9 protein-coding genes and 1 tRNA gene are annotated in these 13,742 nt (G+C 32.2%); 3 read left to right on the top strand and 7 right to left on the bottom strand.

The genetic code is table 11. The features are described 5' to 3' along the window. Positions 1 to 56: 56 nt before the first annotated feature. The 3 genes from AAC024_RS14450 to AAC024_RS14440 form a co-directional block, all read right to left on the bottom strand. Positions 57 to 2,381 (bottom strand): DNA methyltransferase, encoded by a 2,325-nt coding sequence (locus AAC024_RS14450; RefSeq protein ID WP_339896206.1) that lies wholly within the window; start codon positions 2,379 to 2,381, stop codon positions 57 to 59. A gap of 400 nt (positions 2,382 to 2,781) precedes the next feature. Next, entirely contained in the window at positions 2,782 to 3,159 is a 378-nt protein-coding gene (locus AAC024_RS14445) for an Arm DNA-binding domain-containing protein (protein WP_339896205.1), read from the bottom strand. 242 nt (positions 3,160 to 3,401) lie between these two features. Further along, positions 3,402 to 3,486: transfer RNA gene (locus tag AAC024_RS14440), tRNA-Ser, on the bottom strand. Between the two features lie 188 nt (positions 3,487 to 3,674). Between AAC024_RS14440 and AAC024_RS14435 the strand changes: the two genes are divergently transcribed. The 3 genes from AAC024_RS14435 (at position 3,675) to AAC024_RS14425 (ending at position 7,208) form a co-directional block, all read left to right on the top strand. Continuing rightward, the gene (locus AAC024_RS14435) at positions 3,675 to 4,304 is read left to right on the top strand and encodes an NAD(P)H-dependent oxidoreductase (protein ID WP_339896204.1); all 630 of its coding nucleotides are present in this window, start codon (positions 3,675 to 3,677) and stop codon (positions 4,302 to 4,304) included. A 123-nt stretch (positions 4,305 to 4,427) separates the two neighbouring features. After that, positions 4,428 to 5,627: a DegT/DnrJ/EryC1/StrS family aminotransferase gene (locus tag AAC024_RS14430; RefSeq protein ID WP_339896203.1), complete on the top strand. Its 1,200-nt coding sequence runs from the start codon at positions 4,428 to 4,430 to the stop codon at positions 5,625 to 5,627. A gap of 285 nt (positions 5,628 to 5,912) precedes the next feature. Then, on the top strand, positions 5,913 to 7,208 hold the full coding sequence (locus AAC024_RS14425; protein WP_339896202.1) for a T9SS type A sorting domain-containing protein: 1,296 nt from the start codon (positions 5,913 to 5,915) through the stop codon (positions 7,206 to 7,208). A 61-nt stretch (positions 7,209 to 7,269) separates the two neighbouring features. Here AAC024_RS14425 and ribB read toward each other — a convergent pair whose 3' ends face one another. From ribB to AAC024_RS14405, 4 genes are all read right to left on the bottom strand, one after another. Beyond that, positions 7,270 to 8,430 (bottom strand): 3,4-dihydroxy-2-butanone-4-phosphate synthase, encoded by a 1,161-nt coding sequence (ribB, locus tag AAC024_RS14420; RefSeq protein ID WP_339896201.1) that lies wholly within the window; start codon positions 8,428 to 8,430, stop codon positions 7,270 to 7,272. A gap of 16 nt (positions 8,431 to 8,446) precedes the next feature. Then, positions 8,447 to 10,408: an LptF/LptG family permease gene (locus AAC024_RS14415; protein WP_339896200.1), complete on the bottom strand. Its 1,962-nt coding sequence runs from the start codon at positions 10,406 to 10,408 to the stop codon at positions 8,447 to 8,449. A gap of 8 nt (positions 10,409 to 10,416) precedes the next feature. Then, on the bottom strand, positions 10,417 to 11,052 hold the full coding sequence (locus AAC024_RS14410) for an outer membrane lipoprotein carrier protein LolA (protein ID WP_339896199.1): 636 nt from the start codon (positions 11,050 to 11,052) through the stop codon (positions 10,417 to 10,419). 67 nt (positions 11,053 to 11,119) lie between these two features. Further along, positions 11,120 to 13,492: a DNA translocase FtsK 4TM domain-containing protein gene (locus tag AAC024_RS14405; protein ID WP_339896198.1), complete on the bottom strand. Its 2,373-nt coding sequence runs from the start codon at positions 13,490 to 13,492 to the stop codon at positions 11,120 to 11,122. Positions 13,493 to 13,742: the final 250 nt, after the last annotated feature.

Below are 13,742 nucleotides of genomic sequence, written 5' to 3'. Positions count from 1 at the left end.
TTTCAATGAGTTATCCTATTTTTAAATCATCTTTTTTCAACTTATTTTACTGATCTTCAATGGGTTAAATTAGTTTTTAACGAAGCATTGTTTATAGAATAATTTAAAAATAATTGTCTCAATTTTAACCCATAGCCTTGGGATAGAAATTTATTTGAAGTGATATAACTTAAAATACCTTGTTTTTTTAATAATTCAAGGCCTTTTTCATAAAACAGGACATATAAATCATATTTTTGAAAAGCAGTTTTAAAAGCCTTTATGTTTTTTTTAATTGTAGCATCAATTTTCTCAACATTTACATAAGGCGGATTCCCAATCACCACATCAAACCCTTCTTCTAAACCAAACATCCATTCGGTATCAAAAAAAGGCGAGCTGGTATTTTGGTCATAAGGGTTCCATTGCGAGAATTGTATGGCATCTTCTGAAGCTACGGATTTATTAGTATCTAATAGTTTATTTAATGTATCTCGTAATATAGCATCCTGTTCTCGCAAGCGTTTTTTAGCACCCACCGTTTTGGCATAAAAGTGTTCTTTACGTATAGCGAGCAGTTGTTGTTTGGTGGTTTCTATGTCTGGGTCTTCAAACAGGTTACCTTGTATGGGTTTTCGTTTTATGCCTATTAAAGTATTTGCTGCCACAAATTTGGTTTCCAAGTTTGGTAAGGTAAGTACATTGTAGTTATCTTCTGGTTTGGACGCATCCATTTCGTCCTGTTCTACTACTAAAGAGATAAAGAAGCGCAACTTACTAATTTGAACCGCAATAAACTGTATATCTATACCATAAATACATTCTTCAATAAGGTGTAGTTTTAGATCGTGTATTGTTTTTTCGTTTTTGCAATCCAGTTTTTCTAAAATAACTACCATTTTATTAAGAATCCCCATGGGGAAAGCTCCGGAGCCACAGGCAGGGTCTAAAATTTTTACTTGGCGTAAGGTATTGGATATTTGTTCGCAAAGCGCATGGTTGTTTTTTAATGCTGTAGGCAAGTCTTCTTCCTGGAAGAGGTTTTGGATAAGCGTTTCTTGTAACTTCGGGAAATGCGTACGCAAATAAGACATTAGGCTTTCATTAACCATATAATCCACAATTTCACGTGGCGTGTAAAACGAACCCGATTGTTTACGAGCCGTATCTTTAGTTTCGGGGTTGAAAGCTCCCAATAAGTTTTCAAATACTTTACCTAATAATTCTGGGTCTAAAGCCACTTGAATTTCGTTAGGTGCATTTTCTTCCACTGTAAAATTATAGCGTTTCAACAATGGAATAATGCCTTTTTCTTCATCAAAAAACACACAATTGGGTATAAAAGCCCGATGCCTAAAATTACCATTTGCTGCTTTGGTGGCATTGCGGCTAAAGCCATCCAATGCGTATTGCACACCATCCATTTTCATGGTTTTATCCAAACACTCAAACAACCCACCATTTAAGAAAGGGATGGGTTTAAACAAATCAATAATTTCTTGTTCTGAAAGGTTAAACATTTCTGCATAGCGATAATTTGTTTTAATATCTCTATCATCCACTTTTTTGGCAAATGTTCTTTCAGTAATTTCTTTATTTAGGGTAGCAAAAAATAGATTTTGAAGTATGGCGTTGTAATAGTTGCCATCATTTTTATCATTAGGCTCAAAGTCTATTAAAATATTTGAAAGGTCATCGGTTTCAAATAAGGTATTTGGTACTATTTTTTTTTGTTTTACAAACCAAACAAAAAGAAGTCTTGTAATTAACCTGATAATCTGCTCTTCTAATTTTACACGGTCGTCTTCAGAAGTTTCAGTATTGTTGGGAAATGTGACGCCTATTTCATCTGATAATGCCCATTTGTACCAAGCAAAAAGTTCGTTATAAAAGTCTTTTGTTAATTTCTCTACAGAAAAGGCTTCTTGAATACTGTCTAAATCTTTAAATGAACAACTATCAATTCTGGTTTTAAACGTCTTATTGGTTTCAGAGGGACTTACGTAATAGGTATATCGTTTCCAGTTGGAGTATTTAGAGGATTTATCGCCGTAGTTTCTGCGAATAAAACTAAATCTGAAACTACCTTGACCATCATAAAAAATAAATATTGCGCCATCTTTAAAATCTTCCTTTAATACTTTTTTGGCTATTTCAAATTGTTGCTTTTTTGCACTTCTTGCGGTCAGTTCTTTGTTGTACTCACAAGTAAAAACTAATAATTCTTCATGATTGTATAATACTGCATGACCAATTTTTACAGGGTCAGAATATGGTGATTCTTCTTTTACTGCGTTTGTAAAAACATCCTTTTCGGGTTTAAAAGAAGCTATTTTATTCTCGAAGAAATATCTAATGTTTTGGTTTGAAATGTTGTTGATAAGAGTATTAATAGTGGCCATAAAAAATAGTAGATGTTAGCGACTTTAAAAATAGAAATCTTTTTGTGGGAATTAGGTGTATTATTAAAAAAATATCAGACTTATTTTAAATAGATAATAAACCGAAATAAGCCACTGGGTTATTTTGGGTAAGTTAATTTATTAGTTTTTACTATAACCATATTGTAAATTAAAGTGATCCAAATAAGTATCTATTATTTCATATTCACCATCTTTTGAGGATAGAAAATAGGGGAGTATTTTACTAATAGTTAGTCGCCCTCTTAATAATTCATCTACATAAGCAGTAAATGCGTGTGTTATTTGTAATTCACTGCGATAATTTAATGCGGTTTTTAAATTTTGTTTTATTCTTGCTGTGATTACTAATTTCGTTTTACTTTTTGCTCTTGTGTAATCATCATCCTTCTAATTTTTCAACTTGTTTGTTATGAGTTTCAAAGATGCTTATGAGTGTTCTTTCCTTTTCCTCAATGCCTAAAAACTTGTTTTTAAGGGTTTCTGTAGTTACAAGCTTATTGTCTTGAATTAAGTCTCTTTGACTTTGATATACTTTAGTAGTAAGCGAATCTAAATAGGCGTTAAGCTCTCGTATATCTTCTGTCCTTCCAGTCGCTTTATTGGCTTCAATGCTCCAGCGTTCCGTTTCAATAGTGTGTTTAGAGCTTATTTCTGTGCGCTTTCCATCTATGGTAATACGCAAGTAAATAGGGCATTTGCCCTGTGCATCTACTTTACTTTTTTTCAAGTAGAATAATAATCCAAATGTTTTGTTCATTCTGGTGACCTTTAAATTTATACATTAATATACGAAAAAATGAGGTCTTTGTAATTGCTTTAAGTAACTGATTTATAAACAGTTATTAACAAATTAGGTGACCTAAACAAGGTTTAAAAAAGGTCACCGAATAGGTCACCAACAGAATAGTTTTTAATACACTTTTTGATGTTTTAGGGAAAATAAAAAGTCCCATAAACATAGTGTTTACAGGACTTTGATAGAAATTGAATAAATTTCAGCGGAGAAAGAGGGATTCGAACCCCCGGAGGTGTGACCCTCAACAGTTTTCAAGACTGCCGCATTCGACCACTCTGCCATTTCTCCTAGAGTGCCCAATCAAGCTATTTGCCTGAATGCGGGTGCAAATATAGCGTCCTTTTTCATTCTATTCAAATAAAAACTTAACTTTTTCATAATAAATTTTATGTATTTTTCAATGTGGATATTTTATATATCAATAAGGCAAAAAGAAAATTTCAAACCTTATTTTTGCATAAATACAGCACACTATAATGGATACAATAAAACAGCTTAACTGGCGATATGCAACCAAAAAATTTGATACTACTAAAAAACTATCAAAAGCGAAATTAAACGTTATAACAGAGGCCTTTAACCTAACGGCTACCTCATTTGGATTGCAAACTATTAAGCTAATTGTTATTGAAGATAAAAAAATTAGAGAACCACTGGTAGAAGCATCTTACAATCAAAACCAAGTTTTAAATGCCTCATACTTACTTGTTATTTGCATCCAAAAGAATATTGATGATGATGATGTTAAAAATTATTACAATAATATAAAAGACATTCGCAACACCCCAGAAAATATTTTAAAACCTTATAGAGAAGATTTAATCAACATGATGCAAGGTATGTCGGTTCAACAATGCCAGCAATGGTCCACCAATCAAGCCTACATTGCACTCGGTAATTTAATGACGGTCTGCGCCATCGAAGGTATAGATTCATGCCCAATGGAAGGCTTTTTACCATCAAAGTACGATGAAATTCTTAAATTAGACCAAAAAGGATTAAAATCAGTACTGCTTTTACCCGTAGGTTATCGCGCTGATGACGATATGTTTTCAGAATTCAAAAAAGTTAGAAAACCCATAGAAGAAGCCGTTATAATAATATAAAGTATTTGGGCGTTACCGCAAGGGTCGGGCTTTCACTACTCGCTCTCTGCGAGGAGCTCAAACAAGCCGTTCAATCCCTAACGCAAAAACAACGTCCAAATCAACATTAAAGAAAAATATAATATGCCAGGATTTGAATTATTTGGAGATTTAGAACGAAAAGAAGTAAATGACGTATTGGAGAATGGCGTACTTATGCGCTATGGTTTCGATGGTATGCGTAACGGGCATTGGAAAGCAAAAGAACTTGAATCCGAACTACAAAACACCTTTCAATCTAAACACGTACAATTAGTTTCTAGCGGAACCGCCGCAGTATCCGTAGCATTAGCATCAGCAGGAGTGGGCGCAGGAGATGAGGTTATTATGCCAACGTTTACTTTCGTAGCTAGTTTTGAAGCTATTATGATGCTTGGCGCCATTCCAATATTAGTAGATATAGATAATACCCTAGGTTTAAACCCAGAAGCTGTAGAACAAGCTATTACAACAAAAACAAAAGCTGTTATGGTAGTGCAAATGTGTGGCAGTATGGCTAATATGGACGCATTACAAAAAGTTTGTACTAATAATAATTTATTATTAGTAGAAGACGCATGTCAAGCCATTGGCGGAACTTACAACGGAAAACCATTAGGAAGTATAGGCGATTTAGGTTGTTTTTCATTCGATTTTGTAAAAACTATTACTTGTGGCGAGGGAGGTGCTGTAATTACAAATAACAAAGAATACTATACAAATGCAGACCATTATAGCGACCACGGTCATGACCATGTTGGAAATGATAGAGGTGCAGAAACTCATCCTTTTTTAGGTTATAATTTTAGGATATCAGAACTCCATGCAGCGGTTGGTTTAGCTCAAGTAAAGCGATTACCAGAGTTTTTAGCTATTCAGAAAAAAAACTTCAACATATTAAGAGCAGCGTTATCAGACATTCCAGAAGTTACTTTTAGAACCGTACCGGAAGGCGGAGTAGAAAGTTGCGCCTTTTTAAATTTCTTTTTACCAGATTTAGAAATAACTAGAAAAGTTATTCAAGGTTTAAAAAAAGGCAAGGTAGATGCATGTTGGAATTATTACGATAATAGTTGGCACTATATTAGAGAATGGAATCATTTAAAAGATTTAAAATCACTATATCCAATTTCCTCGGAAGTGAAAAAAGGTTTAGAATATCTTAAAACTAAAGACTTCTCAAAATCAGATCATTATATAGCTAGAAATATATCATGCTTAATAAAATTGTCTTGGACAGAAGACGAAGTGAAAAGCAGGGCTTCAAAGATGAGGGAAATTATAAAAACTGCTTTAAAAAGTTAAAATATCGCTGTTTATAGGTTTTTAATTTCTTTTTTTAAATATTATTTTATACTTTTAATGGGCTTCCAATTTTACCCTACCTCTTAATAGGGATTTTTTATAAAATAACTTTTAAAGAACTTCAATTTTAATATGTTATTGATTAATAGCATGTGTTAGACGTATTAGTTAACTGGTATTTCTATCTCAAATTATATTTAAAACTTATAAGATTTAAAATAAAGATGCTCACCTTTTTATTTTAATTCGATGTTTTTATATATAAACCATTTAAAGCTATTAATCATGAAACAACGTTTACTTCTTTCAGTATTTATTTTATCTTTTTTTATAACCTTTTCAAGTTTGTCTCAGACTTATAAAGTTGATGAAACGCGAACATACGCTTGGGATGGCTCTCCAGATTGGGTACTAGAATCTACTCATAAATTTACTTATGACAATGAAGGCAATAAAGCAACCAAACAAGAAATAATTAATTTTCCCAGCACTCAGGCATCTCTTCAAATTATCAATTGGTATAATGCAAGTAATAATATAATTAAGTCTGTCACCCAGCAATGGAATATGGGTTGGCAAGACCTTAGTCAATCAACATATGACTATGATGGGTCTGGAAATTTAGATTTTGTAACAACACAAACATACATTTCTATGGCATGGCAAAACTCGTCTCGTGTAACATATGACTATGACGGAGCTAATAATATAACTTATATAACAACAGAATCATATGTTTCAATGTCATGGCAGAACACCTTTCAAATAGAAAATGAATATGATGGATCTAATAACTTAAAAAGAACTACAACACTTTTTTATGACTCAGGAACCATGACATTTACACCTAATGTTTCTAGTACTCAACAACTATTAGAATACACAGGTTCTGATCTTAGTAAGCAAACCAACCAGATATGGGAAACTGGAACTGGATGGTTTACTAATGAAATATTTGAAATAACGATTTTTGAGTCGGGGCTGCCCAAGGAAGCGTTAGATAGCACTTGGAATACTTTCACGAATATGTGGGAAATTGAAAGAGCTGTAAAAACTTATAATATGGGTTTGGATATTAAGACTGAATATTATTACCCAGATGGATTTGGGGGATGGGATTTGAATGGACGAACTTTAATTGATTATTCTGGTACTCAAGTTGAAAAAATAACTGATCAAGATTGGGTAGATCCAAATTTTGTAACTTATGATAGAACTACATTAAGCTATGATGGTAATGGAAATAACATAGAATTTATTTCTGAGGACGATGGTTCAGGTTCTTTGATGTTTGTTAGTAAAGTGGAATCAGATTATTCCGTGGTAGCCCCTTTTAGCTTAAGTTCGGAATCCTTTAACAAAGAAAATTTTAAGGTATATCCCAATCCGGCTTCAAGTGTTATAAATGTATTTTCAAATATTCCTATTGAACAAATGGAATTATATGATATTTTGGGTAAAAAAGTATTGTCATCTATTAATAACAAAAAGCTAAATGTAGAAAGTTTAAAATCCGGAATTTATGTATTAAAAGTTTTCAATAATAACAGACCTTCAACAAAAAAAATAGTAATTAAATAGTTTGAGTTAGTCCAAGTAGAAAAGGGAAGTATCAATTATTTTAGATTGATAATTCCCTTTTTTAATATTTAACGTAATCAACAATCTCTAAACCATAACCAATCAATCCAACACGCTTTGTTTGTTTAGTATTAGAAATCAAACGTAGTTTATGAATATTTAAGTCGTGTAGAATTTGAGCGCCAATACCAAAATCTCTATTATCCATATTAATCCTAGGTGCTCTGGCTACTTTATTAGGTGCTTGATGTTCCTTTAAAAAAGACAGTCGGCTCAAAATATTCATCGATTGCGATTCTTGATTAATAAATAGAATGGCGCCTTTACCAGCGTCATTAATTACTTTAAACATATCGTCTAATTGCTTATCAGCATTGTTGGTAAGTGTTCCTAAAACATCATTATTAAATAAGGTAGAATTAATTCTTGTAAGCACTTCTTCGCTGTCATTCCATTGACCTTTAGTTAAAGCTATATGAACTTGATTATTGGTGGTTTGCTTATAGGCTCTTAATCTAAAACTTCCAAAACGTGTTTCAATTTGAAAATCTTCTTTTTTCTCAATTAAAGAATCATGTTGCATTCTATACGCTACTAAATCTTCAATAGAAACTATTTTTAAATCCAATTTTTTTGCAACTTTAAAAAGTTGGGGTAAACGTGCCATAGTTCCATCTTCATTCATGATTTCTACAATCACTCCGGCTGGATTTAAACCAGCCAATCTTGCAAAATCAATGGCAGCTTCGGTATGTCCAGTACGTCGTAGAACACCACCTTCCTTAGCTACTAAAGGGAAAATATGCCCAGGACGTGCCAATTCAAAAGGTTTGGTGTTGTTATTAATTAAAGCTTTTACAGTTTTTGCTCTATCACTTGCTGAAATACCTGTGGTAACGCCATGTCCTCTTAAATCTACCGAAACAGTAAAGGCCGTTTCCATAGGATCAGTGTTATTACGAACCATCATATTTAGTTCTAACTCTTTACACCTATTCTCCGTTAATGGTGCACAAATAAGACCTCTACCATGAGTAGCCATAAAGTTTATCATTTCTGGAGTTACCTTATCGGCAGCAGCCAAAAAATCACCTTCATTTTCACGGTTTTCATCATCAACAACAATAATAACTTTTCCGTTTCTAATGTCGTCAATAGCTTCGTGTATGCTATTTAGCTTAAACTCTTGTTTTACTTTTTGTGTCATAGTATTCGCTATCATTGTACAAAGGTATGGCTTATTTTAAAGATTCTAAACAATTTGCTTTTAAGTCACCTTTCATTTTCTCATTCAAAAAGAGATAAGTGATGAAGTAAAAAGGAAGCCCAATTATTAAAAGGAAAACATTGGGTTTTTTCTGATTTTTGTTGATATGATTATAAAACTGAAACGTATTAATAATCGATTTGATATAGTAAATAATGAATAATACTAATGCAACCATACTTAGTTGTATTGAAGGAATAGTTAAAGATGGCAACTTATTATTTTTAAAAACAAAGAAAAGTACTAACAATATAATACCAATGGTATAGAGTACTATGGCAAATTTTGAATGTTCATTATAGTTCTTTTTAATAGCTTTTGAGGTGTTATAATTTTTACTTATAATTAAACCGCTTTTTCTGAGTTCATCAGTAAATAGCCCTCTTGAATTTAGAATTTCAATAGCATGATATCTGATATCTTCTTGATGACCTAGGGTGTCGTAATTATTGATAACATCTACCAATTCCTCATTTTCGTAATCGGATAAAAATTTATAATCGATACTATTTTTTTCTTTGATTTTTAAAGCCTTCTTTAAAGGTTCTAAAACATTTCCAAATTCAAATAAACCTCTATCTGCTGTAGCTCTTTTAGTTAAGAAAAAACCTAGAGGAAACATGACTAAGGTTGAAAACCAAGGCGCTAGAATTGGATTAAAGCCTCCGTTTTTAGCACTATTTGTAGCAAAAATCCCAATGAAATGATAAGTTAAAAATAAAAGAATAGCGATTACCATGGGTAAACCTAAACCACCTTTACGAATTAATGCACCTAGCGGAGCTCCAACAAAAAACAATATAACACAGGCAAAACCTAAAGCAAATTTCTCTTGAAGTGAAATAACATGTCTGTTAAGCCACGCCTTTGAGTTTTTCATAGTGGTGTCTTTGGAAATAATAAGTTGTTTAGAGCTAATCATTGATTTAAGGGCTAAATCAACCATATTAATCTTCATTTTTGTGTTAAAAAGCTCTAAAACAGGTCCTGTATAACTTGAGTCAATAACTGTTTTATTTGGTAATGGCTTCTTATTAAGGCCAGATCTTAAAAGTAAATTTTTAGAAAAAGTTTCATGCTCGTTATTATACTTAACAACAAGTGAGTCAATGGTCTTATTTAAACCACTAACATTTAGCATGTTGTATTTGTCTGTTTGAGACTGTTCATCAAAATCAACATTATTCAGTTTTGATAAATCAATATTTATAATTTTTGTTTCGAAAGTGCTTTTTACAAATGGTTTTCTATTCTTTGCTTTTCTATCTTTAGGTGAGACATCACTATAATCATGACCATCATTTAAAATAAGTTTTAAAACATTAGAGTCTTTTTCACTAGCAAGTTCGCCAGTTTTAGATTTAATAACTGTAGCGTTAGTTCTACCATCACTTCCCTTTACATGAATGGTTACATCTTTTAGAAATTGATTACGATCCCCATATTTATCAGCAAACTTTATGTTGTAGGTGCCAACAGCGTTAAATTGTCCTTCAGCAAGTAACATAGCAGGTTTAATTTTTGCTATATTTCGTCGCAAATTATAAGAGTTAAGTTCTGCCCATGGAATGACATTATTTGAAAAGAAAAAGGTTAAAATACCTAGACCAACAATAAAAACACTGAGACCAGACATAGCACGCTGCAATGAAATACCTGTAGATTTCATGGCGGCAAATTCATAGTTTTCGGCAAAATTACCAAACACCATAATAGATGCTAAAAGGATAGTAAGTGGTAAAACTAGCGGAATAAGTTTTGGCATAAAGTACAGCAAAAACTTTACAACCACTATCACGTCCAAATCTTTACCTGCTAACTCTTTTATGTAAAGCCAAATAGTTTGTAAAACAAATATCAGCATGAGTATAACAAACACGCTAAGAAAAGTTTTAAGGTATGTGGTTAGTATGTAACGGTCTAGTATTTTCAAACGCGAACCTAATCTAGTTTATTGATGTAATAATCTTTGTATTTATTGGCATCAAAGGTAAATAAGGTTTTGGATAAAGGGGCATTTGTTTTAAAAGAATTAACAACAAGCGTTGTTTTTGTGCCGTTTTTACCAAGTTGAATCAAGTTATAAATATGTTTTGTTTGCGCATCTATACCTAATAGGATATTTTTTATTTCTGAGTTAGAATCAATAGGTGTTAATTTTACATATTGAATTTTTCTACCGTTTATATTTTGTGTTATATCTAAGCTATAAGTGTATCCATCTTCATAAAAAGACAACATTTTACTCGGGGTAATGGCATCATTTTCATCATCGTTATCTGATGACATGGTTACTTCTTCGTCTTCAGTACTTATCGTATAGAGTGTCTTTCCATCAAATAAACGAGTTACACCAAGAATATTTAATCTGTATTTATCATCTTGCATCGCTACATCGCCTTTGGTTTCTTGTTTTATATTTTCTGAATTATTTTCCAAAGAGTATTTAAAGTCTAATGAAATATTATCATAACTTTTTACCTTTTCTGAAACTTCATTCAATAAGGTTTTAGCTTCGTTTTGAGCAAAAGCGTTAAAAGAAAGTGTAATTGATAATAAGATTAAGATTTTTTTCATTGAAAATTTATTTTTTCATTTCCGCACTTCAGCTGCGCTCAGTGTAAACTGCGGAAATCTAATTTAATTATATTGCGTCTTCTAAAAGTTTATCTAAGGCAGTTAAATCTGGCACTAAAACTTGTCTTGCTTTACTCCCTTCAAAATTACCAACTATGCCTGCGGCTTCTAACTGATCAATTAATCTACCAGCTCTATTGTAGCCCAATTTCAGCTTTCGTTGTAATAATGATGCCGAACCTTGTTGAGCAGTTACTATAACTATTGCTGCATCTTTAAATAGTTTGTCTCTATCTGAGATGTCTACATCAAGACTTGTGCCACTTTCTTCACCAACATACTCTGGTAGTAAATAAGCATCAGGATAAGCTTTTTGAGAACCAATATAATCTGTGATTTTCTCTACTTCGGGTGTGTCAACAAAAGCACATTGAACTCGTATTAAATCGTTTCCTTGTGTGTAAAGCATATCGCCACGCCCAATAAGTTGGTCTGCTCCAGAGCCATCTAAAATAGTACGCGAATCAATTTTGGAAGTTACCCTAAAAGCTATTCGTGCAGGAAAATTTGCTTTAATAATACCGGTAATTACATTCACAGATGGTCTTTGTGTCGCGATAATCAAATGAATACCAATGGCACGTGCTAATTGTGCTAAACGTGCAATAGGAGTTTCAACCTCTTTACCTGCAGTCATAATTAAATCGGCAAACTCATCAACAACCAAAACAATGTATGGTAAGTATTGATGACCATCATTAGGATTTAATTTTCTAGCTTTAAACTTAACATTATATTCGGCTATATTTCTACAAAACGCATTCTTAAGAAGTTCGTAACGGTTATCCATTTCAATACAAAGTGAATTTAGTGTATTGATAACCTTTGTATTATCTGTGATTATAGCTTCTTCACTATCTGGAAGTTTTGCTAAATAGTGACGTTCAATCTTATTGAAAAGTGTTAATTCTACTTTTTTTGGATCAACTAAAACAAATTTAACTTCAGCTGGATGTTTTTTGTAAAGTAACGACGTTAAAACCGCATTTAAACCAACCGATTTTCCTTGGCCTGTGGCACCTGCCATAAGTAAATGGGGCATTTTTGCTAAATCTACCACAAAAGTTTCGTTGCTAATCGTTTTACCTAATGCGATAGGTAATTGCATTTCTGAGCTTTGAAATCTCTTTGACGAAATCACAGAACGCATCGAGACAATGGTAGCGTTTTTGTTAGGCACTTCTATGCCAATAGTACCTTTTCCAGGAATTGGAGCTATAATTCTAATCCCTAAGGCTGAAAGCGATAAGGCAATATCATCTTCTAAATTCTTAATTTTTGAAATACGAATACCAGCATCTGGAACAATTTCGTAAAGCGTAACTGTTGGCCCAATAGTCGCTTTAATGCTCACAATACCAATTTTGTAGTTGCTTAAAGTTTCAACAATTTTATTTTTATTTTCTTCTAATTCCTCTTGATTTATAGTAATACCTTCAGTATCATATTTCTTTAATAAATCTAATGTTGGGAATTGATATTTTGCTAATTCTAAAGTAGGGTCAAATTGTCCAAAATCTTCAACTAATTTATTTGCTAGATTGTCTGTTTCTGATATTTCTTCCTTTACATCTTCAATTTTTATCTCGAGCTCAGACGCTTCTTCTGGTTCAGGTATTTTTACTTCTAATGGTGCAGATTCTATTTTTGTCTTTATAGACTTTGGTTTTTTGTTTTTTAAAGAAAGTTCATGAGCTGTTTTAATAGCTTCAGCCTCATCAGATAAACTGTTGTCGAATGGTACAACAATATCTTCTTTCATATCTGAAAGTTCATTTTTAATATCTTTTTTAGCAGACTTAAAGACACGTGTGAAGCTTTCAAAAGTCACTTTAAAACGAATAGCTAAATAGGTTATAAAGCCAAATAAAAGAAGGAGCAGGGTGCCTATTTTACCCATATAATCTTGAAGAAAATTATTAATTTCAAAACCAATAGTGCCACCAAGGATATCATTTTTATTTCCGAAGAACCCTAAAAGAATAGATAACCAAATAATGATAAGAATACCCCAAAACCAATGTTTTCTGAGTTTTGCTTTGTTGATATTCATTAAAACATAAACACCAGATAAAAAGATTAATCCAGAAAATATAAAGGATGCAACACCAAAACCACGTTGAATAAAAAAATCGCTTAACCACGCACCAGATTTACTTAACCAGTTTTTAGTTTTAACTTCACGAGATGCAAAATCAGATAATGTACTTTGGTCTGCTTCTCCTGTAAATAAATATGAAACAAACGCAATAAATAACAGCAAACCAGTAATCACAAGAAAACTACCTAACACCAACTTTTGCTGGCTAGATAACTTAAAACTTGCCGATTTTAATTTTTTTCTAGGTGCTTTTTTAGTTTTGGATTTGCTTTGGGCCATTAATACATTACGGTTTCAAAATGATATCCTGAAACATGTTCAGGATTGAATCGTTAAAAACGATTCAACAAAAATACAAATTACTAACGTTAACGAAACTTTATTTTAAAAAATTGCAAAAGCAATACAAACAAAATATTTAGTTGAGTTAATCTCGATAAGAAATCGAGATCTTTTTAATTGTATCTCTATATTTCAATACTTCGTTAAGTTTTCAAGCGGCAATTTTGCCAAAACAGGAGAGTTGCCG

The organism is uncultured Algibacter sp. (genome assembly GCF_963976535.1).
Classification (GTDB): domain Bacteria; phylum Bacteroidota; class Bacteroidia; order Flavobacteriales; family Flavobacteriaceae; genus Algibacter_B.
This window is presented reverse-complemented; position numbering and strand designations above follow the sequence as displayed.

Bases quoted from the DNA above. Each gene is read 5' to 3' on its own strand.
- AAC024_RS14450 (WP_339896206.1), bottom strand. From the start codon at position 2,381: ATGGCCACTATTAATACTCTTATCAACAACATTTCAAACCAAAACATT.
- AAC024_RS14445 (WP_339896205.1), bottom strand. From the start codon at position 3,159: ATGAACAAAACATTTGGATTATTATTCTACTTGAAAAAAAGTAAAGTA.
- AAC024_RS14435 (WP_339896204.1), top strand. From the start codon at position 3,675: ATGGATACAATAAAACAGCTTAACTGGCGATATGCAACCAAAAAATTT.
- AAC024_RS14430 (WP_339896203.1), top strand. From the start codon at position 4,428: ATGCCAGGATTTGAATTATTTGGAGATTTAGAACGAAAAGAAGTAAAT.
- AAC024_RS14425 (WP_339896202.1), top strand. From the start codon at position 5,913: ATGAAACAACGTTTACTTCTTTCAGTATTTATTTTATCTTTTTTTATA.
- ribB (WP_339896201.1), bottom strand. From the start codon at position 8,430: ATGATAGCGAATACTATGACACAAAAAGTAAAACAAGAGTTTAAGCTA.
- AAC024_RS14410 (WP_339896199.1), bottom strand. From the start codon at position 11,052: ATGAAAAAAATCTTAATCTTATTATCAATTACACTTTCTTTTAACGCT.
- AAC024_RS14405 (WP_339896198.1), bottom strand. From the start codon at position 13,492: ATGGCCCAAAGCAAATCCAAAACTAAAAAAGCACCTAGAAAAAAATTA.